This window comes from Cupriavidus sp. FW305-3-2-15-C-LB2, assembly GCF_058787575.1.
Genome location: NZ_JBYSZW010000014.1, coordinates 93,039 through 116,380, shown reverse-complemented (window position 1 = coordinate 116,380; position 23,342 = coordinate 93,039). Strand labels below are relative to the sequence as shown.

The 23,342-nt window shown below is 59.7% G+C and carries 22 protein-coding genes and 1 other annotated feature; of the genes, 9 read left to right on the top strand and 13 right to left on the bottom strand.

What is annotated here, in order from left to right:
- Positions 1-102: 102 nt before the first annotated feature.
- Positions 103-1,286, bottom strand: a protein-coding gene (locus AC3WRR_RS13220) for an IS3 family transposase (RefSeq protein WP_412459403.1) whose coding sequence is annotated in 2 segments (ribosomal slippage) — positions 103-1,046 and positions 1,046-1,286 — 1,185 coding nt in all. Because the reading frame shifts where the segments join, the coding sequence is not laid out codon by codon here.
- Positions 943-1,059: a sequence feature (AL1L pseudoknot), on the bottom strand. Its footprint overlaps the gene before it by 117 nt.
- 253 nt (positions 1,287-1,539) lie before the next feature.
- Positions 1,540-1,689, bottom strand: a complete 150-nt coding sequence (locus AC3WRR_RS13215; protein WP_158577656.1) for a hypothetical protein — start codon at positions 1,687-1,689, stop codon at positions 1,540-1,542.
- Positions 1,690-2,081: 392 nt separating this feature from the next.
- Here AC3WRR_RS13215 and AC3WRR_RS13210 point away from each other — a divergent pair, with 392 nt between their 5' ends.
- The 3 genes from AC3WRR_RS13210 (at position 2,082) to AC3WRR_RS13200 (ending at position 6,327) form a co-directional block, all read left to right on the top strand.
- A complete protein-coding gene (locus AC3WRR_RS13210) occupies positions 2,082-2,447 on the top strand; it encodes a hypothetical protein (protein WP_058697640.1) in 366 nt (121 codons plus the stop codon).
- A gap of 248 nt (positions 2,448-2,695) precedes the next feature.
- On the top strand, positions 2,696-5,281 hold the full coding sequence (locus AC3WRR_RS13205; protein ID WP_058697641.1) for a hypothetical protein: 2,586 nt from the start codon (positions 2,696-2,698) through the stop codon (positions 5,279-5,281).
- Positions 5,282-5,298: 17 nt separating this feature from the next.
- Complete coding sequence (locus AC3WRR_RS13200) at positions 5,299-6,327, top strand: ComEC/Rec2 family competence protein (RefSeq protein ID WP_058697642.1); 1,029 nt, start codon at positions 5,299-5,301, stop codon at positions 6,325-6,327.
- 233 nt (positions 6,328-6,560) lie between these two features.
- Here the strand turns inward: AC3WRR_RS13200 and yfcF are convergent, their stop codons facing one another.
- The gene (gene yfcF, locus AC3WRR_RS13195; protein WP_081050239.1) at positions 6,561-7,193 is read right to left on the bottom strand and encodes a glutathione transferase; all 633 of its coding nucleotides are present in this window, start codon (positions 7,191-7,193) and stop codon (positions 6,561-6,563) included.
- A gap of 715 nt (positions 7,194-7,908) precedes the next feature.
- Between yfcF and AC3WRR_RS13190 the strand changes: the two genes are divergently transcribed.
- Positions 7,909-8,193 (top strand): hypothetical protein, encoded by a 285-nt coding sequence (locus tag AC3WRR_RS13190; RefSeq protein ID WP_143010703.1) that lies wholly within the window; start codon positions 7,909-7,911, stop codon positions 8,191-8,193.
- 73 nt (positions 8,194-8,266) lie between these two features.
- Positions 8,267-8,470 carry a cold-shock protein gene (locus tag AC3WRR_RS13185; protein WP_013954359.1) on the top strand — a complete coding sequence of 68 codons (204 nt, stop codon included), beginning with the start codon at positions 8,267-8,269 and terminating at the stop codon, positions 8,468-8,470.
- Between the two features lie 109 nt (positions 8,471-8,579).
- On the opposite strand, the gene rpoD is transcribed toward AC3WRR_RS13185, so the two are convergent.
- From rpoD to AC3WRR_RS13170, 3 genes are all read right to left on the bottom strand, one after another.
- Positions 8,580-10,610, bottom strand: coding sequence for an RNA polymerase sigma factor RpoD (gene rpoD, locus AC3WRR_RS13180; RefSeq protein WP_171514463.1), 2,031 nt, complete (start codon positions 10,608-10,610; stop codon positions 8,580-8,582).
- A 642-nt stretch (positions 10,611-11,252) separates the two neighbouring features.
- Positions 11,253-11,627: a hypothetical protein gene (locus tag AC3WRR_RS13175; protein WP_058697644.1), complete on the bottom strand. Its 375-nt coding sequence runs from the start codon at positions 11,625-11,627 to the stop codon at positions 11,253-11,255.
- A gap of 364 nt (positions 11,628-11,991) precedes the next feature.
- A complete protein-coding gene (locus AC3WRR_RS13170; protein WP_081050240.1) occupies positions 11,992-12,192 on the bottom strand; it encodes a hypothetical protein in 201 nt (66 codons plus the stop codon).
- Between the two features lie 201 nt (positions 12,193-12,393).
- Between AC3WRR_RS13170 and AC3WRR_RS13165 the strand changes: the two genes are divergently transcribed.
- The 3 genes from AC3WRR_RS13165 (at position 12,394) to AC3WRR_RS13155 (ending at position 14,178) form a co-directional block, all read left to right on the top strand.
- Positions 12,394-12,564 (top strand): hypothetical protein, encoded by a 171-nt coding sequence (locus AC3WRR_RS13165; protein ID WP_158577657.1) that lies wholly within the window; start codon positions 12,394-12,396, stop codon positions 12,562-12,564.
- 299 nt (positions 12,565-12,863) lie between these two features.
- Positions 12,864-13,334 (top strand): hypothetical protein, encoded by a 471-nt coding sequence (locus tag AC3WRR_RS13160; RefSeq protein ID WP_058697645.1) that lies wholly within the window; start codon positions 12,864-12,866, stop codon positions 13,332-13,334.
- 529 nt (positions 13,335-13,863) lie between these two features.
- Positions 13,864-14,178 carry an H-NS histone family protein gene (locus tag AC3WRR_RS13155; RefSeq protein WP_058697646.1) on the top strand — a complete coding sequence of 105 codons (315 nt, stop codon included), beginning with the start codon at positions 13,864-13,866 and terminating at the stop codon, positions 14,176-14,178.
- 526 nt (positions 14,179-14,704) lie between these two features.
- Here AC3WRR_RS13155 and AC3WRR_RS13150 read toward each other — a convergent pair.
- From AC3WRR_RS13150 to ligD, 3 genes are read right to left on the bottom strand one after another with little or no spacing between them, the layout of a single operon-like run.
- Positions 14,705-15,520 (bottom strand): tetratricopeptide repeat protein, encoded by an 816-nt coding sequence (locus AC3WRR_RS13150; protein WP_058697647.1) that lies wholly within the window; start codon positions 15,518-15,520, stop codon positions 14,705-14,707.
- Positions 15,517-16,407 (bottom strand): non-homologous end joining protein Ku, encoded by an 891-nt coding sequence (gene ku, locus AC3WRR_RS13145; protein ID WP_058697648.1) that lies wholly within the window; start codon positions 16,405-16,407, stop codon positions 15,517-15,519. Before ku ends, AC3WRR_RS13150 begins: the two co-directional genes overlap by 4 nt.
- Positions 16,408-16,438: 31 nt before the next feature.
- On the bottom strand, positions 16,439-18,961 hold the full coding sequence (ligD, locus tag AC3WRR_RS13140; protein WP_058697649.1) for a DNA ligase D: 2,523 nt from the start codon (positions 18,959-18,961) through the stop codon (positions 16,439-16,441).
- Positions 18,962-19,468: 507 nt separating this feature from the next.
- Between ligD and AC3WRR_RS13135 the strand changes: the two genes are divergently transcribed.
- Positions 19,469-19,936: a hypothetical protein gene (locus AC3WRR_RS13135; RefSeq protein ID WP_234788184.1), complete on the top strand. Its 468-nt coding sequence runs from the start codon at positions 19,469-19,471 to the stop codon at positions 19,934-19,936.
- Between the two features lie 335 nt (positions 19,937-20,271).
- Here the strand turns inward: AC3WRR_RS13135 and AC3WRR_RS13130 are convergent, their stop codons facing one another.
- From AC3WRR_RS13130 to AC3WRR_RS13115, 4 genes are all read right to left on the bottom strand, one after another.
- Positions 20,272-21,717 carry an IS1182 family transposase gene (locus AC3WRR_RS13130; protein ID WP_058697650.1) on the bottom strand — a complete coding sequence of 482 codons (1,446 nt, stop codon included), beginning with the start codon at positions 21,715-21,717 and terminating at the stop codon, positions 20,272-20,274.
- A 185-nt stretch (positions 21,718-21,902) separates the two neighbouring features.
- Positions 21,903-22,100: a hypothetical protein gene (locus AC3WRR_RS13125; RefSeq protein ID WP_327077295.1), complete on the bottom strand. Its 198-nt coding sequence runs from the start codon at positions 22,098-22,100 to the stop codon at positions 21,903-21,905.
- A gap of 24 nt (positions 22,101-22,124) precedes the next feature.
- Entirely contained in the window at positions 22,125-22,274 is a 150-nt protein-coding gene (locus tag AC3WRR_RS13120; protein ID WP_327077297.1) for a hypothetical protein, read from the bottom strand.
- A gap of 20 nt (positions 22,275-22,294) precedes the next feature.
- A complete protein-coding gene (locus AC3WRR_RS13115) occupies positions 22,295-23,260 on the bottom strand; it encodes a Bug family tripartite tricarboxylate transporter substrate binding protein (protein WP_058697651.1) in 966 nt (321 codons plus the stop codon).
- Positions 23,261-23,342: the final 82 nt, after the last annotated feature.

Here is a 23,342-nt window from a genome sequence, read left to right as displayed (position 1 = left end):
CCGTCGCAAATTGCACCAAAGTCAAAGCCACCACCGCTTGAGAGACGACCACGAACAGAATTGGATTGTGAACCGCCCCGGGTATCGAGGAGGCTGTTTGGTTTAAGTTGATGCCGGCGCGGCAGCGGTGTCGCTAAGTTGCCGGTAGTAGTTTGCCTCAGCTTCGGCCGGCGGGATATAGCCGAGGTGTTCCATCAGGCGGTGGTTGTTGAACCAGGCCACCCATTCCAGGGTTGCAAGCTCCACGGCCTCACGGGTTTTCCAGGGGCCACGCTTGTGGATCAGTTCGGCCTTGTACAGGCCATTGATGGTTTCAGCCAGCGCATTATCGTAGGAGTCGCCACGGCTGCCGACCGATGGTTCAATACCGGCCTCCGAGAGCCGCTCGGTATAGCGAATGCTGACGTATTGCGACCCCCTGTCCGAGTGGTGGATAAGTGTCCCATCATTGTCGGGCTGACGCGCGTAAAGTGCCTGTTCCAAGGCATCCAGTACGAAGTCCGTGGTCATCGAAGTGCTGACGCGCCAGCCAACAATACACCGGGCGAACACGTCGATCACGAAGGCCACGTATAGCCAGCCCTGCCAGGTTGAAACATAGGTGAAATCACTCACCCACAGTTGGTTGGGCCGTGTGGCGTGGAACTGGCGCTTGACGCGATCCAGCGGGCACGGCACCGAGTCGTCGGCCACCGTGGTGCGCTTCTTCTTGCCCCGGCACACCCCCTCCAGGCCAAGCTGCTTCATCAGTCGTTCGACCGTGCAGCGCGCCACTGCCATGCCTTCCCGGTTCATCTGTTTCCAGACTTTGTCCGCACCATAGACCTGCATGTTGTCCTCCCAGACCCGCTTGATCTCGGGCCTCAGCCGCTCATCACGAATCGCCCGGGCGCTGCGTCGCGACGGATCGCGAAGCCGAGCGGCATGGCGCCGGTAGCACGACGGGGCAATCTGCAAGACTTTGCAGATCGGCTCGACCCCGAAGACATCGCGATGTTCATCGACGAAGGTCTTCAGGACTTGAGCCGGCGGTCGAGCTCCGCCTGGGCGAAAAACGCGCTGGCCAGCTTCAGGATCTCATTGGCACGGCGCAGCTCTTTGTTCTCCCGCTCTAGCTCCCTGAGGCGCTCACGCTCGACAGTCGTGACGCCATCCCGCTGCCCACGGTCAATCTCCTCACGCTCAACCCATTTCAGCAAGGTATGGCCCGAGCAGCCAATCTTCGGGGCGATGGCGTTGACCGCCGCCCACAGCGACGGATGCTCTCCACGTTGTGCCAGCACCAGGCGAACGGCTCGCTCGCGGACTTCGGGGGAATACTTGTTCTGCTTGCTCTCAAGAGTTGGAGCCTCCTCAAAACCCGGGGCGGTTCATTGTGCGAAAACGGTGCCCATCGCTGACCGCTGGCGCTGCGCGAGCTAGCGGAGCCTGCCGCGCTTACCGCCCGCGTGCGTTCTCCAGCGTGCCAGGCAAACTGCCCATTGGGGTCGGGAACAAAATGCTGCAAAATCCAGGAACAAAATTATGCAAACCAACGATTCATGTCAGTTTGCACGATTTTTTTCCTGCTGCTGCTCCGCCGGCACGCCGATTGAGCGATGACGGTAACAAAGTTGCTTCAAGAATCGCTGCAGGAAATTGTTCTTCCGGCCGATGTTTGAAGCCATTTTGTAGCTTGCCCGAACGCATCGTTCAGTCGCCAGCCTGGATCTTGGCGACAGCGCGCGACGAGAACGTACAGAATTCGGTTGTGCGAAAACGATGACTGTCGATGTTAGGCGCTGCGCGAGCCGGCGAAGCCTGGGCACGCTTGCTCATTGGCGAAAAAGCTTGATGTCCTCCAGCATCGCTTGGGGATAAGCTGGCGGCAGGATCGGGCCGAAGTGCAAAGAGCGTCCGGTGCAGTACGGTCCACCGACGCTCAATTATCAAAATATCGGTGTGAGCAGTGCCGAGGTGCTCATTACTTGAGCAGGAACTCACTACCCCCTACCGAAGAGGTATGAAAGCCTTGCAAGATTTGCCGTACTACATGCTTAGGCGCAATTGTCGCCGTACAAGCAAACTATCATTGTAAGCACATGCATCCCGCACTTGTTAAGTCGTTTGGCGGCCTTTCGCTCCAAAGCTATATTCGCCACTTCCTGTTCGGCCTCATCTTCCCAGCGATCTTCATATTTGCCTGGAGCCATAGCAAGAGTGAGTGGATGTCACTCGCGATGGTGCTCTTCCTAAGTGTGAGCTCGCTTCTCTACCCCTACTCACGCTTTGTCTACGAAGGTGTTGTCAGCTATATCCTTGGTAACAACGCCTTCTTCATGAACGCGTTCTTGATGCTCCTTGCCAAGTACATCACTATGGCGTTCTGCTGGGTTTTTGCGGTTTTCGTAGCTCCCGTTGGGCTACTCTATCTCTACTTCACCGCCGACAAGCGAGCATCGCAATGATGCCCCGTAGCCCGTTCAAGAGCTTTTGAACGGGCTACGTTAGGCGCATCCGTCCTGCCCCAAGCGAACTAGAAGCTCACGCGGTGCCCAGCCTATGGCTTAACGGCGTACGTTGCATGGCCTTCATGGCGGCCTGGAAAATTTTCCAGACGGCGCGAGGTCGACTGCCTTACAGCCGGGGCTCTCTGGCTCAATTGGCCTTCACCTTCCCCGCATGATTTAGGCGGAGGGATCTCTGGCACTTCCGAATGGACAAGAAAGACAAGGACATCCAATGGCTGGGCGAAGAGGACGCCTACCTTGGCCCCGCCGCGCGGGCGGGGCTCGGTATTCTGTTCGAAAGCAATGATTGGACCTGGTGGAACGACCCTGGCGACGCGCGTGACGCGCTGGAACGTGCGGTGCCAAAGAGTGGTCTCGCCAAGTGGGGCGGCGACGCGAGCGTGATGGAGGCCGACAAGTGGGTGGATCCGCTGGTCGCCATCTCTATTGCCCGGGCGTTCGCGTCGCTGAATCGTCGCGGGCCGCTGTGCATCAAGGTGGTCAGGTCGGTATGGAGTTGGCCAGGACATGCCGAAACCGTCAATTCGGTCGCCCTTGAGCTCTCGACGGTCGTGGGGCCTGAGCGCGTCTTCGCGGACTGGCCACGGAACACTCGACCCCGTTTCCCATTGACTGCGACCGAGCAATCGCCGCTGCGCGTCATCGCAGGCACTCGGTTCGCGCTCGATCGCCTTCGCAGCGACGAGGTATTGCCTCGCCACGTCGTCTGGCGTCCTGATGCCAAGGTCGCCGACATCGTCGTTGCCGAATCGTTGGCGGCACTGGGCGATATGGTCGCGGCTCGGGTCGTGATCTTGTATGGCAGGCAGGGGGGAAATCTGCTGGCCCAGATCGAGAGTCTGCGGGACCGGTTCAGCGCGCAGTGCGTGATTCATGTCGACGTCGATGACGGACAGATCACCGAATGGCTCCGACTTCAGCTGACGTCATGGGGTGAGTTTGGACTGCCCCTCGGAGACGCCATTGAGGAAGCCAATGCTCAATCGAATGCCAGCGGCCGAATCTTGGCATCAACTCAAACGTTTATCGTGGGTAGCGCCCGATTCCTGCGCCAGAGTTTGATCAAGGAGAGGCGCGGCGATTACCTCGGATTGACCCATGCGCAGCGAGCAGCCCCGTCGCCAGAGGTCTTGCTGGATGCCCCCGAGCTCACGCCATTTTTGCCGACGATCGATGGCGAACGGCCGGGCACCGACGCCAAGCGTCACGTTCCACCCATGGAGAGGGTGCTGGATTCCCGTGTCCGGCAGGGCCATCGGGAGCTCGAGACTTGGCCTCTTCATGGCGTGGTGGACATCGTCGTCGATATCCGACTCAGGACGCCGTTGCACAGCCTTCGCCCGGCTTTCCCGGAACAGCAGGTCGAGTGGGACGGCGACAGTAAAGTTTTGATGGTCCACCTGCTTGAGATCGGAAGTGCTCCGGTCACTCGGCCGCTGACCGTGAGAAGGACGGGGGATTCCGAGGCTGTCACGTTTTCTCGCGAGATCAGGAACGGTCCCGTCGATCTGCGCCTCGTGGTGAGCGACGGCGCGCGCATTCTCCAGACCGCTCGCCTTCAATCAGCCCCTGGAGAGGCGATCCACTTCTTCATCGAGAATGTCGTGACGCCCGTTCATCGCAAGAAGCAGAACTTCGACTTGGCCCTGCTGGTCAACGACAGCCTCGGGAACCAGCCCAGCGTCGCATTGATTACCGCCGAGGGCGAAGCGATCTTCTCCCCGCTGACCGATACGGACACCGAGAAGGCCCGCAAAAAGCTGTTGGCTATCCTTCAACAGGCCGTGGTGGACCCCGAAACGCCGCTTGCGCCGATGCTGCTTGACCTGGCCAATCAGGGTTCCCTGCTGTTGTCCAGCCTCCGCGAGCTCGTGCCCACCTGGCCGGGCCAACTGACACGCGTCCAGCTGGTGACGCAGAGCAATGCCTTTTTCCCGATCGAGTATCTTTATGAAGGCACAGTGCCGGAGTCGAGCGATGCGGAACTGTGCTCACAACGCCACGGATGCCTGAAGAGCGGACATGCCATTCCGGGATGTCCCATTCGGGAGGCCGCCGTGCAGCTGTGCCCCATGGGCTTTGTCGGCGTGTCCGCGATCGTCGAACGACACACATGGAAGCCTGGACTTCCCGCGCCTCTGTGGAGACCGGCCGCACCAGGAGCACGGACGCGACTGGAGATCAAGGACTTGTCTACCGTCGCCTTCGCGGCAAGCGACCGCGCCGATGACTTCAAAGACGAAGACGTCGCTCCACACGCGGTGGTTCGACTCGCCGACATCGAAAAGTCCTTGGGGGTTCAAAGGCTTCCAACCTGGGCCCATTGGAAGGCCCGCGTCGCCGAACAGTCCCCGTCGCTGCTGCTGCTCGTGGTCCACATGGAGAATACCCAACTCTTTTTGGAAGAAGAGGTCGGCCTCAACCTGGCGGGGATATCCCGGATGCATGTCGGGATGGGGGCGCCCGTGGCAATCACCATTGGATGCAGCACCGGCTACGGAGACCTGCCGGGGGGCACCTTGCCGACGGTGTTGTTGAGGCATGGCGCGCGCATGGTCGTAGCGGCGATGACGGACGTGCTAGGTCGCCATGCCAATCGGGCGGCACGGGATCTAGCGATTGGGTTTCTCAGTGCGGCGAAGTCACCGACACCTGTTCTGGTCGGGGAGATCATGGGCACGCTGCGGCGCAAATTCCTGGCGGACGAGATCGCGCTTGGCCTGGCCCTGGTGGCATTCGGCGATGCCGACACGGTGCTCGGCAACAAATGAGCGGAGTGGAGAAGCGCATGTTTCGAATCAGAGCCATCCAAGCCGAACACGGCGACGCGCTGCTCGTCAGCTACGGCAACCCGGACCGGCCTCGCCATGTGCTAGTCGACGGCGGACCCGCTGGCACCCGGGAAGCGCTGCTGGCCGTACTGAAGCCGCTATGCGTCAACGGCCGGCTTCGACTGGAGGCTCTGGTGGTGACGCATTATGACCTCGATCACATCGAGGGGATGATCGAACTGCTGAGCGACCCGCCCGAGTGGCTCGACATCGCGGACGTATGGTTCAACGGCTATCAACACCTGCGACAGGCAGACAGGCTTGGTCCGAGTGAAGGCGACGCTCTGTCGAAGTTGATCCGGCGCCGGAATCTTCCCTGGAATCACGCGTTTCCGGATAGGGGCACGATCCAACAATCGTGTAAGGAGGTCATCCTTGAAGGCAAGCTACAGGTGCGGGTGCTGTCACCAGATGCCTTGGCGCTGAAGAAGCTGTCGGAGGAATGGGCGAATCCCGAGTTGCCGCCGACGGAGCCGCCCGCAGGCCCCGGTGACCGACTGGGACGCAAGGACCCTTGGCCCCCAGGAGACTTCTCACAGTTGTCCAAGTCAAAGTCCCGGTCCGATAGCTCCACTCCCAACGGCAGCAGTATTGCTCTACTACTGCAGTTCGGCGACAAGCGCATGTTGTTGGCCGCAGACGCGTTCGCCGAAGTGGTGAAGGCTGGGCTCGCGGTCCATCACTCGAAGCAAGAGCCGATCGATCTGCTCAAGGTGTCTCACCATGGCAGCAAGGCCAATACTGACCTGGATCTCCTGACGTCCCTCCGGTGCTCGCGATTCTTGATTAGCACGAGCGGAAAGAAGTACCGGCATCCCGACAACGAGCTGATCGCGCGGCTGATTGCCAAAGGCAAGCACCCAGAGATCTTCTTCAACTACGACGTGCCGCACACCTCGAGATGGCGCCTCAAACCGGAAGGGTGGCCGAGCTTCAAGCCCCTCTATCCGATGGCCGGCGAGCAGTTTGTCGAAGTTTCACTCTGAAGCCCACGGGACCAGTCTCCCCCTTCGATCGTAATCGGGGAACGGCCGCTTCGGCTAGGAACTGACTGACTCTTCGGGTCGACTGGCGTCAGCTGAATGGAAGGCGGCGGTCGGCGCAACCCATCTCCGCCGTTCGCTTTTCTGACGAGCGGACATCGAGCCGAAACAAGAGTCAGGTTGCCAGCAGCATTGGACTGGAGCCGCAAAGTCAACTCTTGTCTGGCTTCGCACATTCAAAGCGGAGGACGTTTCAGTCCAACCCATCGCTGCACGGAGGGCCTCTCCCACTGACGCGCAGCGTAGTCCATTAACCTTGTTGGTACCGGATCGCCATTCAGGATGAGGCGATTCAGCATTAACGCCAAATCTGTGTCGGCGATGCACCAAGCCCCAAAGAGATTTGGCGCATCTCCAGAGAGCAAAGCCTCGGCCGCACGAAACAACTTCTGCACCGCTGCATGGGCCGCAGGGGTAAGCGCCGGTCCGGACACCCCGTAGAACACCACCTCAGTTGAGCGTTCCTGTCGGATGGGCATCAGATCGCTGCGGAGCCAGGCTTGCACCTGGCGTGCCCTCGCGCGAAGATATCTGTCTTGGGGATATACGGGCGTTTCCGGAAAAGCATCGTCAAGGAACTCCGTGATTGCTGACGATTCCGACAAAGCGAAGTCCCCATGCATCAGCGTGGGTACGCGCTGGGTCAACGACTTGGCTGTATAGCTCTCGTCATAGTTTGCACGACTGCCGAGATCCACAGTCGAAAGTTCAAATGGCAATCGCTTTTCGTGAAGAGCCACAAAAGCCGACATGGCGTAGGGGCTAGCAAACTGAGCATCGGCATATAGGCGAAGACTATTTTCCTTCAACGTGATCTCCTTGGCGGGTCCGCTCGTGCGGAGCCTTGATGATATACGGCGAGTGACCGCTTCGCGCTGACAATGTGGAGGGACCGCTTATGGCCGGGATGGGGCGTTTGTTTCGTCATGCTACGATCCTCCGAAACGGACGGGGGGGACTATGGCAACAGAGACCTACGGGGGATACACCATTCGAGGCTTTGCGAAGCCCATGGGGGACGGCTCGTTCGAAGCTTCGGGGGCCGTAGAGAAGGGCACCCAAGTGCTGGAGACCTCCGATCCGATTGGCTTCTACCCGAGCTTCCAGCGGGCAGTCGCGGAAGGCCTCGTCTGGGCGAGGGCGTGGGTTGATGCTCATGTCTGAAACCTGAACTCCACCAGGCTCACTCACGGGTTGGCGATCCATGAGCCGGGGCCGTGGATCTGCTCCCACAGCGATCGGTAACTCCGCGGGCGTCGGTGCTTAGACCGGTGTTCGCGTAGTCTGCCCAGTCACCATCCGCGCTGGGACGGCGCTCGATGCCCTCGGCGATAACATTCGCTTCACTGCAGTCGGGGCGCACCGAGGCCTGCCGGTACGTACCGCGCAATCTCAGGCAACACCCGGGCGAGCAACTGGGCATTGAGCCGCCCGATCTCGGCACGCTGTACGCGCCTTATGATGTCACATCGACACGCTGGTCGAGCACAGACCTGCGCGTATCGGGCACTCGGCTTCGGCGCGATGACGGAGCATCAGCGCCGCTATGTGGTGCGCTGGTTCAAGGGCGATCTCGGGCAAACAGGATCGCAATGGCTTGCTGCGGGATCTCAAACGGTGGCTGTACGAACATCGCATTCTGCTGCAGCGCGATCGCACGCTGCGGCAACCGGTCGCGTTCAGGTGGCCGGGGAAGTCGAAACCACGCTGACCGGCGAGTTGACGCAAACCTTCGCGCACAACGTCATGGTACAGCTCGTCGGAGCCCGTTCGAAAAAACCTGGATTGTCTGCGACGGCTCACCTGTGATACAAGATAGCCGCACGTCTGGCGCAGGCCGGTGGCGTCATCTACAACTAGTCTTCCTTGGAACATTCAGAACATGGCAACAGGTACCGTCAAGTGGTTTAACGATGCGAAGGGTTTTGGTTTCATCACGCCGGACGACGGCGGCGATGACCTGTTCGCGCACTTCTCCGAGGTTCAGGGAAATGGCTTCAAATCACTTCAGGAGGGCCAGAAGGTCAGTTTTGAAGTCAAGCAAGGCCCCAAGGGGAAACAGGCAGCGAACATCAAACCGCTGTAAGTTCTCCGCGCAGCAAACGCGTCCTGCCAGGGCAGCGATCGGGCCGATGCGTGATCGCTGTGGGTCTGGAGTAGGGCGTCGAAAGGGGGCGCGTACTCCTCGCCTTTGCTCAGCGCTCGAGAAAGGGCCTCAACTTGTCAGCACGACTGGGATGCATCAGCTTGCGCATCGCCTTGCTCTCAATCTGACGGATCCGCTCGCGGGTCAGGTCGAACTGCTTGCCGACCTCTTCAAGCGTGTGGTCCGAGATCGTATCGAGCCCGAATCGCATCCGCAGGACCTTGGCCTCGCGCGGCGATAACCCGTCGAGTGCCTCATCGATCGCGGCGCGCATGTTCGCGTGAATCACGGCCTCAGCCGGTGAACTCGCAGAGACATCCTCAATCATGTCGCCGAGCGTCGCGTCGGCGTCGTCGCCCACAGGGGTCTCGAGCGAGACAGGTTGCCTCGCGATCCTGAGGATACTGCGCACTTTTTCCTCGGACATCTCCATGCGCTCGGCGAGGACGGAGGGATGCGCTTCCTGTCCCGTCTGTTGCAGGAATTCGCGCGAAATCCGATTCAGCTTGTTGATCATCTCGATCATGTGGACCGGCACACGAATGGTTCGCGCCTGATCGGCAAGCGCACGCGTGACAGCCTGCCGGACCCACCAAGTGGCGTACGTCGAAAACTTCCAGCCGCGCCGGTATTCGAACTTGTCCACCGCCTTCATCAGGCCGATATTGCCTTCCTGGATTAGATCCAGGAACTGCATGCCGCGGTTCACGTATTTCTTGGCGATTGAAATGACAAGACGAAGATTCGCTTCGATCAGTTCTCGCTTGGCCTGCCGCATTTTCAACTCCGCGGCGCTCATCTGGCGGTTGATCCGCTTGAGCTGCTGGAGCGGCAGCGAGACCCCGGCCTCGATGTCTATGAGTTTCTGCTGGCCGGCCTGAATGGCCGGCAGATGTCGCTCGAGCGCTGCGCCAAACTGCCGCGAAGTCGCCGCCAGATGGCTGGTCCATTCAAGGTCGGTCTCGTGGCCCGGGAACGACTCGACAAACGCCTCGCGTGGCATGCCGCAACGGTCGACGGCGATCTCCAGGATGCTGCGCTCGATTGCACGAACCTCGGTAACCTGTTCGTGCACACTGGCACACAGGCGGTCGATAGTCTTGGCCGTAAAGCGGATCGGAGCCAGTTCACGCTGGATCTCCAAGCGCAATTGCGCAACGGCTGCGGAACGGGCTTTCCCAGTAACGGGTGCATCCGGCAACTGCTCGAACAGTACACGCACGCGCGCGAAAATCGCAAGACTGTCGATCGTGAGTTGTTCGAGGCGGGCTGCGTTCGCTTTCTCCGGATCCGCGGCGTCCGTTTCAGCGTCATCACCATCCGGGTCATCGTCGGAGGCGTCTGCTTCCACTTGAACGTCATCGGACTCTAGCGCCATTTCGCTTTCGTTCACGTCGTCGCTGATGCCATCGACCAGTTCGTCGATACGCAGTTCGCCGGCAACGATGCGGTCCGCATCGGCAAGAATCGTGGACACGACTGACGGACACGCGGCGATCGCCTGAATCATGTCCTGCAGGCCGCCTTCGACGCGTTTTGCGATCTCGATTTCGCCGGCGCGAGTCAGCAGTTCACTGGCGCCCATTTCTCGCATGTACATCCGGACCGGATCAGTAGTGCGGCCGAATTCGGAATCGACGGTCGACAGTGCAGCTTCCGCTTCCTCATCCGCCTGATCGTCGGATGCCGCGGCAGGCGCGGCATCGCTTAACAGGAGCGTCTCCGCGTCCGGCGCCTGCTCGTACACGGCCACCCCCATGTCGCTGAATGTGCTGACGATCGTCTCCATCGCAGCAGTTTGCGTAAAGTTGTCGGGCAGGTGATCGTTGATGTCCGCGTGGGTGAGATAGCCGCGCTCACGGCCAAGCGCGATCAGCGCGCGCATCTGGCGTTGACGCTCCTCGTCCTGGCGCGCCATGGACGCGATGTCCAGCGGTGTTGCGACCGCCTGGATCTTTCCTTTTGGAGAGCGGCGGCCGGTCTTTGACGTGACCGCGATCGTGCGGGATGCTGAATCGTCGCGAACTGGATTTGCCAATACACTCTCCTCGACAGGTTGGCCGACGATCGTCGCGGACATGACGGCTGTTCAAGCCTGTCGGGGTGCGAACGAAATCGTGGAATGACGCACGGACAGTCGAGGTCAGAATGCCTCTCGCGGAATCCGGTGTGCGCAGAATGGGGGAATTTTGAATAATACCGGACGACGTTGTGCGCCGCAATATGCGGTGGGTAGTGTTGCCTCGTCGAGGAAGGTCGAAAGATTCTCCTGTTCTCGCAGTTCACCAGCATGCTCGAGCTCGTTGCCACCGCGCTCGACGAGGCGCATATCCCGTATCGGTGCTCACGGGCGATACCATCACCTGTTTCGCGAAGGGCACGTCCGGAAATCGTCCGGACCGGCACCGTGCACCTTCGGACACAAGCACTCGGCGAGCTCAGCATCCTCCCGCGATTTCAGCGCTAGTCGCAGGCTGCCGAGGCTCAGGCCTCCTCCGGCTGCGATCAAATCGAAGGCATCGACGCTGTCAGAGCAGAAGGCGCCACCTTGAGCACGCAAAAGAGATCTTTGAGCTGCTCCGGTAGAAAGGCCCGTGGCTAGGTACGACTACACTGGCCGTGCTCGTCCCCATGCGGGTCTGTTGGGGCGGGGCAGAGCATCAAGGCGTGACTCGGGGAGCTGAATCTGATCTCGGCTTCACCAAGGCTGCCTGGCGATGCGTTACTCCGACCACACCGCATCGACATCCCTTGTTAGGTGTCCCGCGAGGATGTAATCGCCAAGCCTGGCCGCCTTTGCCTCCAGGCGCTCTAGCTCACCCGTTGGCAGCTTGCTGAGCTCAAATTGGCAGTAAAGATTGCGCTGACGGAAGGTCAACTTCGGGCGAATCAGCCCGCCAACGAGCGCCGCCGGGGAGCTAACGGCAATGCTCTCATGGCCGCGATACTGGACGTGTACACCGAGCTTTTCACCCCGCCTGCCAAGCTCAATCGCATCTTGCCAACCAGACTCGTAGTTCAAATCCACGACCGTTACTCCCTCTGTTTCCAGGAGCTTCAGCGCCTCGCTTTTCGTCCCAGCCAGAGCTGTCGCCATTTTCTCCTCCACTACATACAGGGCGTGTGGCTATTCGCGCTTCTTCAGCCCTGATCCATATTGCATAGCAGCATTGTAAGCGGGGAGCGGCCGTCTTTGTCAGGTCCCGTCATGGGAGCAGGTTGAACCGAGCAATATGCTGGAGGTCCGCGTCTGGGCACGGGAGCCGCGGAACGGGGGAAGCGGGGGAAAGATCATAGGCGCAACACGCAGCCGCCCGCGCCAGCCGCTGCCACGGCAATGTGACACCGAACAATGCACCAGGATCCAGCCACAGGCGCCACACGCCAGGAAGCCACAGCTTATCAACCAGTTCGCGGCTTCGGCCGCGACGGTCGTCTGCTTTTGGGCTAAAGCTGACTGACTACCGAATTCGGCGCACCGCTTCGAGAATGGAATGCCCCTGACTTGTCAGGCGAGGATAGGCATTGCCGCTGGCATGACCATGTTCCATCGTGACCAGCTTGTGAGCCAACAAGGTGTCCAATTGCTCAGGTTCGAGGTCGTCGATCTCCTCCTCGTCGCCGAGCAGCAGTAGCGCGGCGATCTCATGCGGGCTTAGCATATGTCGGCCTCCGTTGTCGTGGTTTGGAAAAACGAACTACTACTACTGCTGCCGCGAGATAGATTCCCCAGTCGACAATGTGGACAGTGGCCGGGGCAATGGTGGATTGGTGCGAGGAGGGCGGGGAAGCGTACACCGAGCGGCCACAATAAACTTCTTTGTCGCCGGCATCAAGCCAAAAGAATGCGGCAACGCAGCAGCATGAAGCAACGCAACCAGGCGATGTTGCGCGCACCTACCATCGGCGGCGTGCCGATCATCTCCGACCCTCTGTTCGGAGCCTATGTGGAAGAGCGGTCAGGCACGCCACTACGGCCTGATCATGGTGACCCCTCGCTCAACTCGAGCGTCGCGCGATTGGCTACCTCGTGATGCCCCCGGCTGAACGCCGGAAGGCGGCGCCGAAATGATCGAGAGTAGCGGTGTCCGCTGCGCAGGCTAGCAGCAGAGGAAGGGGTGGGCAACGACGTGAGAAGCCGGCGCGAATGATGAGTCGTTTCCGCCAATTGCGCCAGAGCGCCGTATTGGCTCAATCGTGATGCCGCTTTTTGGCCGCCGCTAATTGCGCCAGGCTGCCAAAGGCGTCGCGCCCACAAGGACAAGCCAGACCGCTATTAGGTACGCCAGCCCTGCGGTTATACTCCGCTCTCCACAACTAACGGGTAATCAACATGGTCGCAGCAACTAAAAGAACTGTTCTTGCAGAGGCAGTCACGAAGAAAAGGTCTGCCGCGAAGAAGATGACAGTGCCGACGAAAAAGGCTAGCGTGCTCGCCCGTGAGGCTCAGGCAGCGAAGAAGCGCTTGCTGAAGTTGCGCGCCGACACGAAGAAGGCAATTGAAGCGGCAAAGCGCGAAATTGCCCAGGCCGTGGAAGCCGCAAAGGCCGCGGCCCGCTTTGAAAAGCAAGCCGCAAAGGACAAGCTCGCGGCGAAGAAGGCCAAGGCTGCAGGCGCCAAGAAGGCGACGAGCAACAAAGCTGCCGCAACGAAAGAGGCCGCGAAAAAGGCCGCACCCGGTATCAAGGGCAAGGTCGCCGCGAAAGCAGCGCCGAAGGCGGCAGCAGTGAAATCCGTGACGAAGAAACGGGCTTCGGCGAAGAAGGTGGTTCCAGCTGTAGCTTCGCCTGAAGCGTCGGTGTGATCCTTGCATCGGCTGGTAACGCCTATCCGCAACCAGCCGATTGGCGCAAGGTAGGAGCACTGCTGAGGAAAGCTGAGGCCCGACAAACTTTGTGCTGACAGCTTTCCCCCTTCCAATTAGGCCTCTAGCTCATGCCTGGTTCGAGCAGCGGACTCATCCGTTGGTGCCGTGTTCGACTCACGGGAGGCCCACCATTCAACCGCAGATGCGCAGCGGCGACTTCATCGTGAAGCCTTCGTTGTATGCGGATCGCTTGCGCCGAGCTCCATTACATCGCCCAATGGGATTTCACGCCGCCGAGCGTACCTATTTCTGCGAGCTACGGCTTTGGGGCGAATGGCCGCCATTCCTGGGGAGGGCGATATCTTCGTGTCACTTTATTCGCCGCCGACCGCTGTCACAGGCCCATACGAATATTCATTAAAGTGAATGGAATGTTAAGTTCCGTATGAAGGTAGAGAACGAATACCTTGCAGGCCGACTTTAGAATGCGTATAAGTCAAAAGCGACTGAACAATTGGAGGCGAAGATGGCAACGTATCAAGAATTGATGGCGCGGAAGCAAGCGTTGGAAGCCCAGCTCGAAGAGGCGCGTTCAACTGAGGTCGCTGGCGTCATCGAGCAGATTCGCGAGCTGATGACTCGGTATGAGCTGTCGCCGGAAGACGTGGCGCCGCGGCGTCGTCGGGGCCGGCCTGCCGGTACAGCGTCCGCTGCCACCGAGAAAGCGCCGCTGCCGCCGAAGTATATGGATCCCAAAACCGGCAAGACCTGGTCGGGACGTGGCCGGACGCCGGCTTGGCTGGGCAAGCGGCCCGAGCGTTTCCTTATCCAGCAGGAATGAGCTGTTTGCAACGCCAATGTGAGCGGGTCGGGGCAGGCAACTCGTCATGGGAATGGCCACCCCGCGGCGGACCGCGCAACACACGCGGTCAAATCGGGCGATGACCGAAAAAAGACGGCTCTCGACCGGTAGCAGAGAGCCGCAGAACGTCCATGAAGAAATCGGGAAACTTGTGGAGTTTCCCGCGCCCAGTATCGCCCAGTCGCCCCGCACCAGGCAATCGGCCTGCCCACTGTTGCGCACGGGCTCGCTTTACCCAAAAAAGAGCCCGCGTCACCAGGGCGGCGAAGCGGGCGGTAGCAGGACTACCCAGGCATGATATGACGTCGCAAGAAACGCTTAAGTCTGAATTAGTCCGAATTTAACGCGCTTTTTTCAGCAGAAGGCTCCCGCGTCTTACTAGAATGGAGCGGTCATCACTTTTGCACGTGGAAGTGATCAATTGAGCCTCTTTCGATACGTGCCTTATGCGGCCCTCTTGGGGCGACGCATCAGGTTGGTCGCCGAATAATGCCGCGGCTTGGCTTTATGGACGGTCGAGCCTCCGGAATGCGTTGAAGTGTCGCAGCGCCTTCTGGAAGTGGCCCAGTTCCTGATGCAAACGCGCTGCGTTGTAGTGGGCATCGGCGTCGTCCGGTGCAAGTTCGATGCATCGCTCGTACGCTGCCAGAGCTGACTGCGGGGCGCCGACATCCTCGCGTGCAACCCCCAGGTTGAAATGCAATTGCGGCGCGTTCGGAAGGACGGACAACGCCCCCTCATAGAGCATGATGGCTTCGTCGAATCGTTGTTGGTCTGCCAGCATGCACCCAAGGTTCAGGTAGGCGTTCAGCATTCCTGGCGAGATCTCTAAGGCGCGTCGGTAGGCCGCTTCAGCCGCATTGGCGTCGACAGGTTCAAGTGCATAGGCTTGCGCAAAGGATTCCTCGGCGGTCGGTTCGTTGGCACGCATTCGCGTTAAATCAACGACTCGCACATCGGCTTCATCCGGCCCGAACTCGATCAGCCGTTGGCCGCTCTCAACCAGCCACGCGCCGTGCCGGTCCCATGCCGATACGTTGCCGCTGCTTGCGGAGATTCGCAGGGCCGATAGGTGTCGGTTCGGTGTGAGCCGTTCGAGACGACGCAGCGCCCGCAGAATCCGTGCAGGCGCAACGCTCGACCTGTGCAGGGATTCGGCGGTACGAATCAGAACCACGTCCCGAAAGGAGAAGACGTACTGGCCGCGTGGGCCTCGTGCAGGCGTGACCAGCCCGGCGGCTACCAGGCTGGAGATCAGCCGGCGCGAAGCGCCCAGGCGCGTCTCCAGCTCGCGCCTGGTCAACCCTTCGCCGTGGCTCATGCCGACTTCTTAGTGGTGCGTCGGATCGGTGTCGGCTCGGAAGGCGCTGTGCCCCGCTTACCGGCTCTGCGAGTTGATGGCTCGGCGGCTTTGGCTTTTGTCGCGGGCAGCCCTTTCTTGGACAGACTCGCGCGAAGTGCATCCATCAGATCGATGACCTGCCCGCCGGCGGTGACTTCAACTGGTTCGGGCGATACGATCTGCTTGCCGGCGATCTTTGCGTCGATGGCGGCGAGAATCCTGACTTTCTCCTCGTCCTTGTACTGGGCCGGATCGTATTGGTCTTCCGAGGCTTGCTCGATCAGCTGGATCGCCAGCTTTAGCTCCGCATCTGAGACTGCCACTTCCTCGATATGCAGTTCGGCGATGTTGCGCACTTCATCCGCGAACAACAGTTGCTGGAACACCAGGCCGCCCTCGACCGGTCGGATCTGCACGATATGCGATTTGCCTTTCGAGGCCCACTTCGCAATGGCACAGCGACCGGTCTTCGACATGGCTTCGCGTAAAAGGCTGTAAGGCTTACCGCCGCGCTTATCTGGAGCGATGAAGTACGCCTTGTCGAAATACAGCGGATCCACGCTGCGCTCGGGAATGAACGCAACGATATCGACCATGTGGCTGGCACTCTCTTCCAAGGCTTTGAGTTCATCGGGGGAGAACGTCACGAAGCGGTCTTTCTCAAACTCGTAGCCCTTCACCATGTCTGCACGGTCGACAACCTTTTGGGTCTGCTCGGAAACGTACTGTTGTTTCAGCCGTGCGCCTTCTTTGCTCAGTAAGTTGAAGCGCACAGCAGAGCTTGTCTCGGTGGCGGTGTAGAGTTTGACGGGGATGGACACCAGGCCGAAAGACAGCGACAAAGAGGCGAGGGATCGTGCAGGCATTGGATACTCCACAGCGCAGATGCGCCAGCATTTAGCTTAATCGTTCGATGGCTGCGGTCAAATTTTGGGGTGCCTCCCAGTAAGACTGCCAGGGATCCGCCACTTGGAAACTGAGGTATTCGCGGGCATCGCGGATAGTCCACTGTGCGCCACTTTTCAGCTTGGTAAGCTGCTCCCAGAACACCGGCATGGAGACACCGAGTCCTGGCCGCGCTCGCGCCGAGAACGCGGCTGCGGTGGTCTGGGAGAAGCCATTGCGCAGATAATCCACAAAAATCCGCCCCTTGCGGTTAGCCGCCCCAGAGCGGGCGGTGAAGCGCTGGGGCAGAGTGGCCGCCAAGTGTTTGACGGCGGCACGCGAAAACGCCTTCACTTCGTCGTAGGAACGCTGCGGCGCCAATGGCACGACGACGTGCAGCCCCTTGCCGCCGCTCGTTTTCAACCAGGACTGCAGCCCCAGCTCATCCAGCAGCGTGTGCACCAGCATGGCGGCCTCGATCATCGTCTCCCATGCAATCCCTTCGCCAGGATCGAGGTCGAAAATGACTCGATCCGGACGATCTATGTGGTGGGCCGTCGAATTCCACGTATGAAACTCAAGCACATTCATCTGGGCAGCGGCGACGATTGCGTCTGCCGAATCAGCAGTGAGTAATGCGGCATGGCCGGGCCAAAGGGACGGGAGCTGCTCGGTGAGGCCAGGCATCGCCGTTTCCGCGTGCTTCTGAAAGAAGGTCGGGGCATCGATGCCCTCCGGCGCGCGCACCAAGGATAGCGGCCGATCCTTGAGGTGGGGCAGCATCCGCTCCGCCACGCTCGCGTAGTAGCGAACCAGCTCGACCTTCGTGATGCCTGTGGATTTGTCGATGACACGGTCCGGATTGGAGACCTTGATAGCGCTGACGCCGTGCGGCGTCACGGCAGTCTGGATCGCCTCTCGCCGGGTCGACTTAGCCGGATGATCGGCGCGCAGGCCCTTGAACGAGGCTTGGCGTACCTGGCCTTCAGGGGTCCACTCGGAAAACTCGACTTCTGCAACGAGGGTCGGTTTCACCCAACGTACAACGCCTTCCCGGCCTCCGCCCCATCGCCGGCTGGAACGCGCCTCCGTCGAAAAGGGACTTCGCTCAGTTTCCAAGGTGGTCAAGCGTCTTCTGAGTTCTGTTGCCGTCGCGCTGTCCCAGCCGGTTCCAACGCCGCCGACGTAACGGAGTTCTCCATCCGCATATACGCCAAGCAATAGCTTGCCTACCTCGGCTGTTGCACCACTGCGGTCCGAAAACCCGCCAATCACAAACTCCTGGCGCAGTTTGCATTTGGCCTTCAGCCAGGTCTGGGTGCGTGCGGAAACATAGGAGGCGTCGGCCCGCTTGAACATCAAGCCTTCGAGACCGAGCTGGCACGCCGCCTGGAAGATCTGCACTGGGGAAGCATCGAAGGCCTCGCTAAAGCGCACCCGTTCGGAGCGATCTCCGACAAGCTCCGCCAGCTTCGCGCGCCGCTGGGTCAGGGGCACATTGCGCAAATCCCGGCCTTCCCAGAAGGGTAGGTCGAAGCCGAAGAAGACGATTGCGTCGTTGCGATGCCCATCGATTGCGTTCTGCAAGGCATTGAAATCCGGCATGCCATCGCGAAGCACGACGATCTCGCCATCCAGCCAGCCTTCCGAGATGTCTAGCGTCTCGATCTCTGCCGCCAGGGATCCCAGCTTGCGCGTCCAGTCATGGCCATTACGAGTAAAGAGCGCTACTCGGGCATCCTCGATTCTGGCCAAGATTCTGTAGCCATCGAACTTTGTTTCGATGACCCACCCGGTACCAGTCGGAAGTGCGGGTGCCGGGGTGGCGAGCTGCGGCCCGAGCTTTGCCGGCAAGGGGACGAGCGGGGCGTTCACGATGGCGGTATCGGACGCCATTTCAGTAGAGCCCGTCGACGCTTGGGTCAGCGCACCCAGCGGTTTTTTGATGACGCTATCCGGGAAAGCTGCCAACACGTCAAACTCTGCCAGCGGTCGCGCCCAGGCATCTCGCTTCTTGAAGAGGAACCACTGCTCTGAGCTGTCGCCGGGCTTGGCGATGCGTACCAGTTCCCAACGGCCGGCCAACTTTTCTCCGTAAAGTTCAAAGAGCAACTTGCCTGCGGCCATACCTTCACGCGGATCGCCGATTGGCTCCCACGTGCCACGATCCCAGACGATCACCGAGCCGGCGCCATACTGTTTAGCCGGGATTTCACCCTCGAAGTTGATATAGTCGAGCGGGTGGTCCTCCACATGGACCGCGATACGCTTTTCGCTGGGATCGTAGCAAGGCCCCTTGGGCACCGCCCAGCTGAGCAGCACGCCATCGAGTTCGAGCCTGAAATCGTAGTGCAGCCGCCGCGCCCAATGCTTCTGGATCACGAAACGCAACTGTTCGGCATTCTTGCGCCGTTTTCGTGTTCCCGCCGGCTCTGGGGTGACGCTGAAGTTGCGCTTCTTCTGATAGCGGTCGAGGTCGGGCAACCGCTCCGCGGTGCGCGCTCTAACCTTTGACATCCCTGGTGTCGTTGCCATAGGCGTTTCGCATCCGGATCGCTCCCTTCCGTGGACGATCCGCTTGGCCCCTCTGTCTTTATGCCAGCATCGTCCCGGAGCCAATCGCTGCGTCCCAACATAAGTTAACTATGCGGCACCTACCTCAACCTTCCGTCGGTCGCCGCGTGGCACTACATAAACGTTTGACATGTCGGCTCCTCGGGTTGCCATATTTCTGCAGTCTAGGCCGCTATCTCAATGCCCTGTAGAAGGCAGCGTCTTACACGTCCACCCGGAAGGCCTGCCTTGCAACCGGCATGCTCACCCGTTAAGGGCGTGCCCCTGCAGGGTCAGGCCGCCGCCACTAGAATGGCTTCTTTAGCCACAACGCCACGGTGACAGCGATGTGCTATTCCGCGCAGATTCACGCCAGCTATCGAAAGTACGTTCGGGAATTCGGGGCCTCTGACAGTTTTGAGCATTTTGTCGAACTCTTCTGGGAGAAGCGCAGAGACGGCGGCTGGTCCAAACTGCCTAAAGCAATGCGTGCCGTCTGCCACGAACGACAAGGAGCGCGCTGTCGCCGACCTTGTTGCGGCGGGTGACAAAGATCAGGCGATAGCCTTGGAGACGGAGCTGTTCCAGCAGAAGACACGGCTGACTGCCGCCGAGCGCGCATTGGCAGGCAAGCCGACAAAGAAGGCGGAAAACGATCAACGCGTCGCGACTGACAAGATCGCGAGGGCGCAGCGCAATCTAGCAGACCTGCAGCGAACTGATTTGCTGGATCGAGACTCGCGTATTTTCCCGGGCCACTACGCGCCCGTGATGGTGGTGCAGGATGGCCAGCGAGTTGTGATCCCGATGCGCTATCAATGCAGGATGCCGGGGTGGACGCCCGCGATGGAGCGACAGAAACCCGGTACATACAACGCTTTGGGAACGTTGCTAACAGTTAGGTGGAAAAATTTTTGTTCCAATCAACCACTTAGGGCGGCTAACTCTTTTCCCTAACCCTTTCGTTCTGAGGTTGAATCCTTTGTGGGCCTATGGCCAGCGGTGCGGCCGGCGCGCCAACTTCGCTGCGGTACTCGAAGGATTGACGCCAGTTCAACTCAGCGGCTGCTCCTACTCTCAGGCAGAGTTGGGAAGGCGATCGTCTCTGATCGACCGAGGCCGTGTGGAAACGTCTCTCGAATCGCACCAATGCGCGCCCCCTCCGGGGCGTAGCCTGCCTTATCGAATTTTCGGCCAATCCGGTCGTCGGCGGCGTCGAAACGGGTGGGAACAGCGCTAATGGGGCCCCTGAGAGCGATCTTCAGCCCCATCTTTTGCGCGCAAATGGGTGCTTACGCACCCACCAGGCGCATGGCCTTCATTGTTTTCGAGAACCCGAGAATTCGAAGGACGCGCTTCAGGTTGTACGCCAGAACATGCAGGCTCATTTCAGTTCCTACATTCGGCAGCGTGCGCGTCAAGAAGTGCGTGTAGCCCATCCAATGTTTGAAGGTTCCGAAGACATGCTCGACGGTTCGCCTGCGAACCGTCATTGCATCCGGCATCTTGTCGAGCCGGCGCTGGACGGCCTCCAGCACTTCCTCATGCTCCCATCTGGAGATGCGCCGGTACGGACTCGGCGTGCATTGCGACCGCATCGTGCACTGAGGACATGCACTACTCCAATAGCGGCGTAGCTGCAGTCCGTGTTCTTCTCTGGTGAAGCGGTATATCGCACGTTCTCCGGCGGGACATTGATATTCATCGTCTCGGGCAATGTAGATGAAGTCCGCCCGAACGAATCGACCACCTACCTTCGCGCTGGACCTTGCTGGCTTGGGCAAGATGGCAGCAATGCCCGTATCCGCGCATGCTTTGATCTCCTGCGCACTGAAGTAGCCACGATCAGCTATGGCTTTAAGCCTGGTCTTACCCATCGCATCGCGAGCAGCTCGAGCCATCGAGCTGAGTTGCGCCCGATCATTGCCGATATTGGTGACCTCATGAGCAACGATCAGATGATGCTTGGCATCTACGGCCATCTGTACGTTGTAGCCGACCATTCCAGAGCCCTTGCCACTTGTCGCCATCGAGCGCGCATCAGGATCGGTCATCGAGATCTGACCATCTGGCAGCGTCTTGAGCTCTTCCTTTATCTGGTCAAGGCTATGCATCTGTTGACGCAGTTGCACAATCTTCTCGCGCAGTCGAGTTGTCTTGAGTTCTACCTCCGCAGGCTGCGTGCGATCCGCAGTCTCCAGCGCGCTCAGATACCGCTGGATGCTTTCCTCAATTTGCTGCTGGCGCTTGTCGACCTTGCCAGCGGTGAAATTGCGGTCCCGAGTATTGACTGCCTTGAACTTGCTGCCGTCGATGGCGACCAGGGCCTGTGAGAACAACTTAAGATCTCGGCACAGTACAACGAAGCGACGGCAGACATTGCGAATGCCCGTGCCGTTATCCCGCCGAAAGTCTGCAATCGTCTTGAAGTCCGGCGCCAGTCGACCGGTAAGCCACATCAGTTCTATATTGCGTTGGCATTCGCGTTCCAGACGGCGGCTGGAGTGGACCCGGTTGAGGTAACCATAGATGTATATCTTTAACAGGACAGCAGGATGATATGAAGGGCGACCTGTAGTCGAGGGATTGGTACCTTCGAACCCGAGCGACTCGAGATCCAGTTCTTCAACAAACGCGTCGATGATCCTGGTGGGGTTGTCCTCGGCGATGAAATCATCGAGGCATTCTGGAAGCAGGGTAGCTTGCTTGCGGTCTTCTCCCTCTATGAATCGCTTCATCCGATCCCCCAGTCTGAATGCGTTGACTCAGTCTAGGTGATCGAGACGTTTTCACACAGCCTCGACCCCTCTCGGTCATCCGCGAACGCGAGCTCAATGTCCAATGACCGTGGTATTGCAGTCACCGATCCTGCTCAAAGGGGAATTCCTGCGGCGGCCGAGGACCGGCATGTGAATCCGGCCGCTCACACCCAGGTCAGCGTTTCCTCCGTAAAGAGGTGACCGGCCATGAGGTAGTCGCCGTGTTCAATGGCAAGCTCCTCCAGATTGCGCAGCGTATCCTCAGACAGCGCGGCCATGTCGAACCTGCAGTAGAGGTAGCGCTGCCTGAATGTGGGCTTCTCCATGCGCAGGCCGTGCACCAATGCTTCGGGGGATGCCACGGAGACATGCTCGACGGCGCGATACTACACGTCGACACCGTATTGACGGCCGAGTTGCTCCAGTTCGATCGCGTCCTGCCATGCGGTCTCGTAGTCCAACTCAAGCGTGCCGGCACCGCGACCATGGATGTGTTCCACCGTGCTGGCCCGGTCGCGTGCGGTATATGTGCTCATCGTGGCTCTCCAAATGCCGCTCAGTCGAGCTTGATATTTGCCTCCCTGATCAGGGTGCTGAATCTGGCCTTCTCCTGCCTAATGTATGCGGTGAAGTCCGCCGGCTGGGACGTCGTGGCGCTGAATCCATACTCGCCCAATACCTTGACCGCTTTTTCCGAAGCCAATGCCTTCGCGACTTCATTCCGAATGCGTTGAGTCAGTTCGGCGGGCATTCTCGCAGGTCCCCACAAGCCGTACCAGGAAACCATCTCGAAGCCGGTCAATCCCGACTCTGCAACCGTCGGAACGTTCGGCAACGCGGCAATGCGCTTCGCACTAGTGACTGCAAGCGGCTTCAGCTTTCCACTCTTCACATGGGGCAGCGTCGATGGCAAGGCATCCACCATGGCATTGATGTGGCCGCCCATGACTTCCGTCAACGCCGGAGCCGTACCCTTGTAGGGGATGATCTCGAACTGGAGCTTCCCGTCGTGCTTGATCGCTTCTTCGGCCAGGTGGCTAGCCGAGCCGACTGCTGAAGTTCCAAAGGTGTACTTCCCGGGCTCCTTGCGGATGGCGGCCATGAACTCCTTGAGGTCCTTTGCTGGAACACTGGGATGCGCCGTCACGAGCATTGGGACGCTACCCAGTTGTGTGATCGCCGTGAAGTCCTTTTCGATGTCATAGGTCGTTGCGCTCATCAGCATCGGCGTGGCCACGAAGGTCGATGCCTGCACAAGTAGGGTGTAACCGTCTGGCGCCGAGGTCGCTACCAACTTGCTGCCCAGCGTTCCGCTGGCTCCGGGCCGGTTATCGACAATAAATTGCTGGCCGAGGTTTTCGCTTAGGCGTTGCGCAACAACCCGCGTAACAGCGTCCACTGTTCCACCAGCGGGGTACGGCACAACGATTCTGACGGGCTTGTTGGGGTAGCTCTGGCCGAGAGCCAGCGTGGCGGCAAGACCAAAGCTTGTGGCCACTAGCGCTCTCAAAATACTTCTCATTGTCGTCTCCTGATATTGACTTGCATGCTTGCCGCTCTGCCTCGACTGGCGAGCGTCCAGAGAAGGGATTCTTGCATCCGAT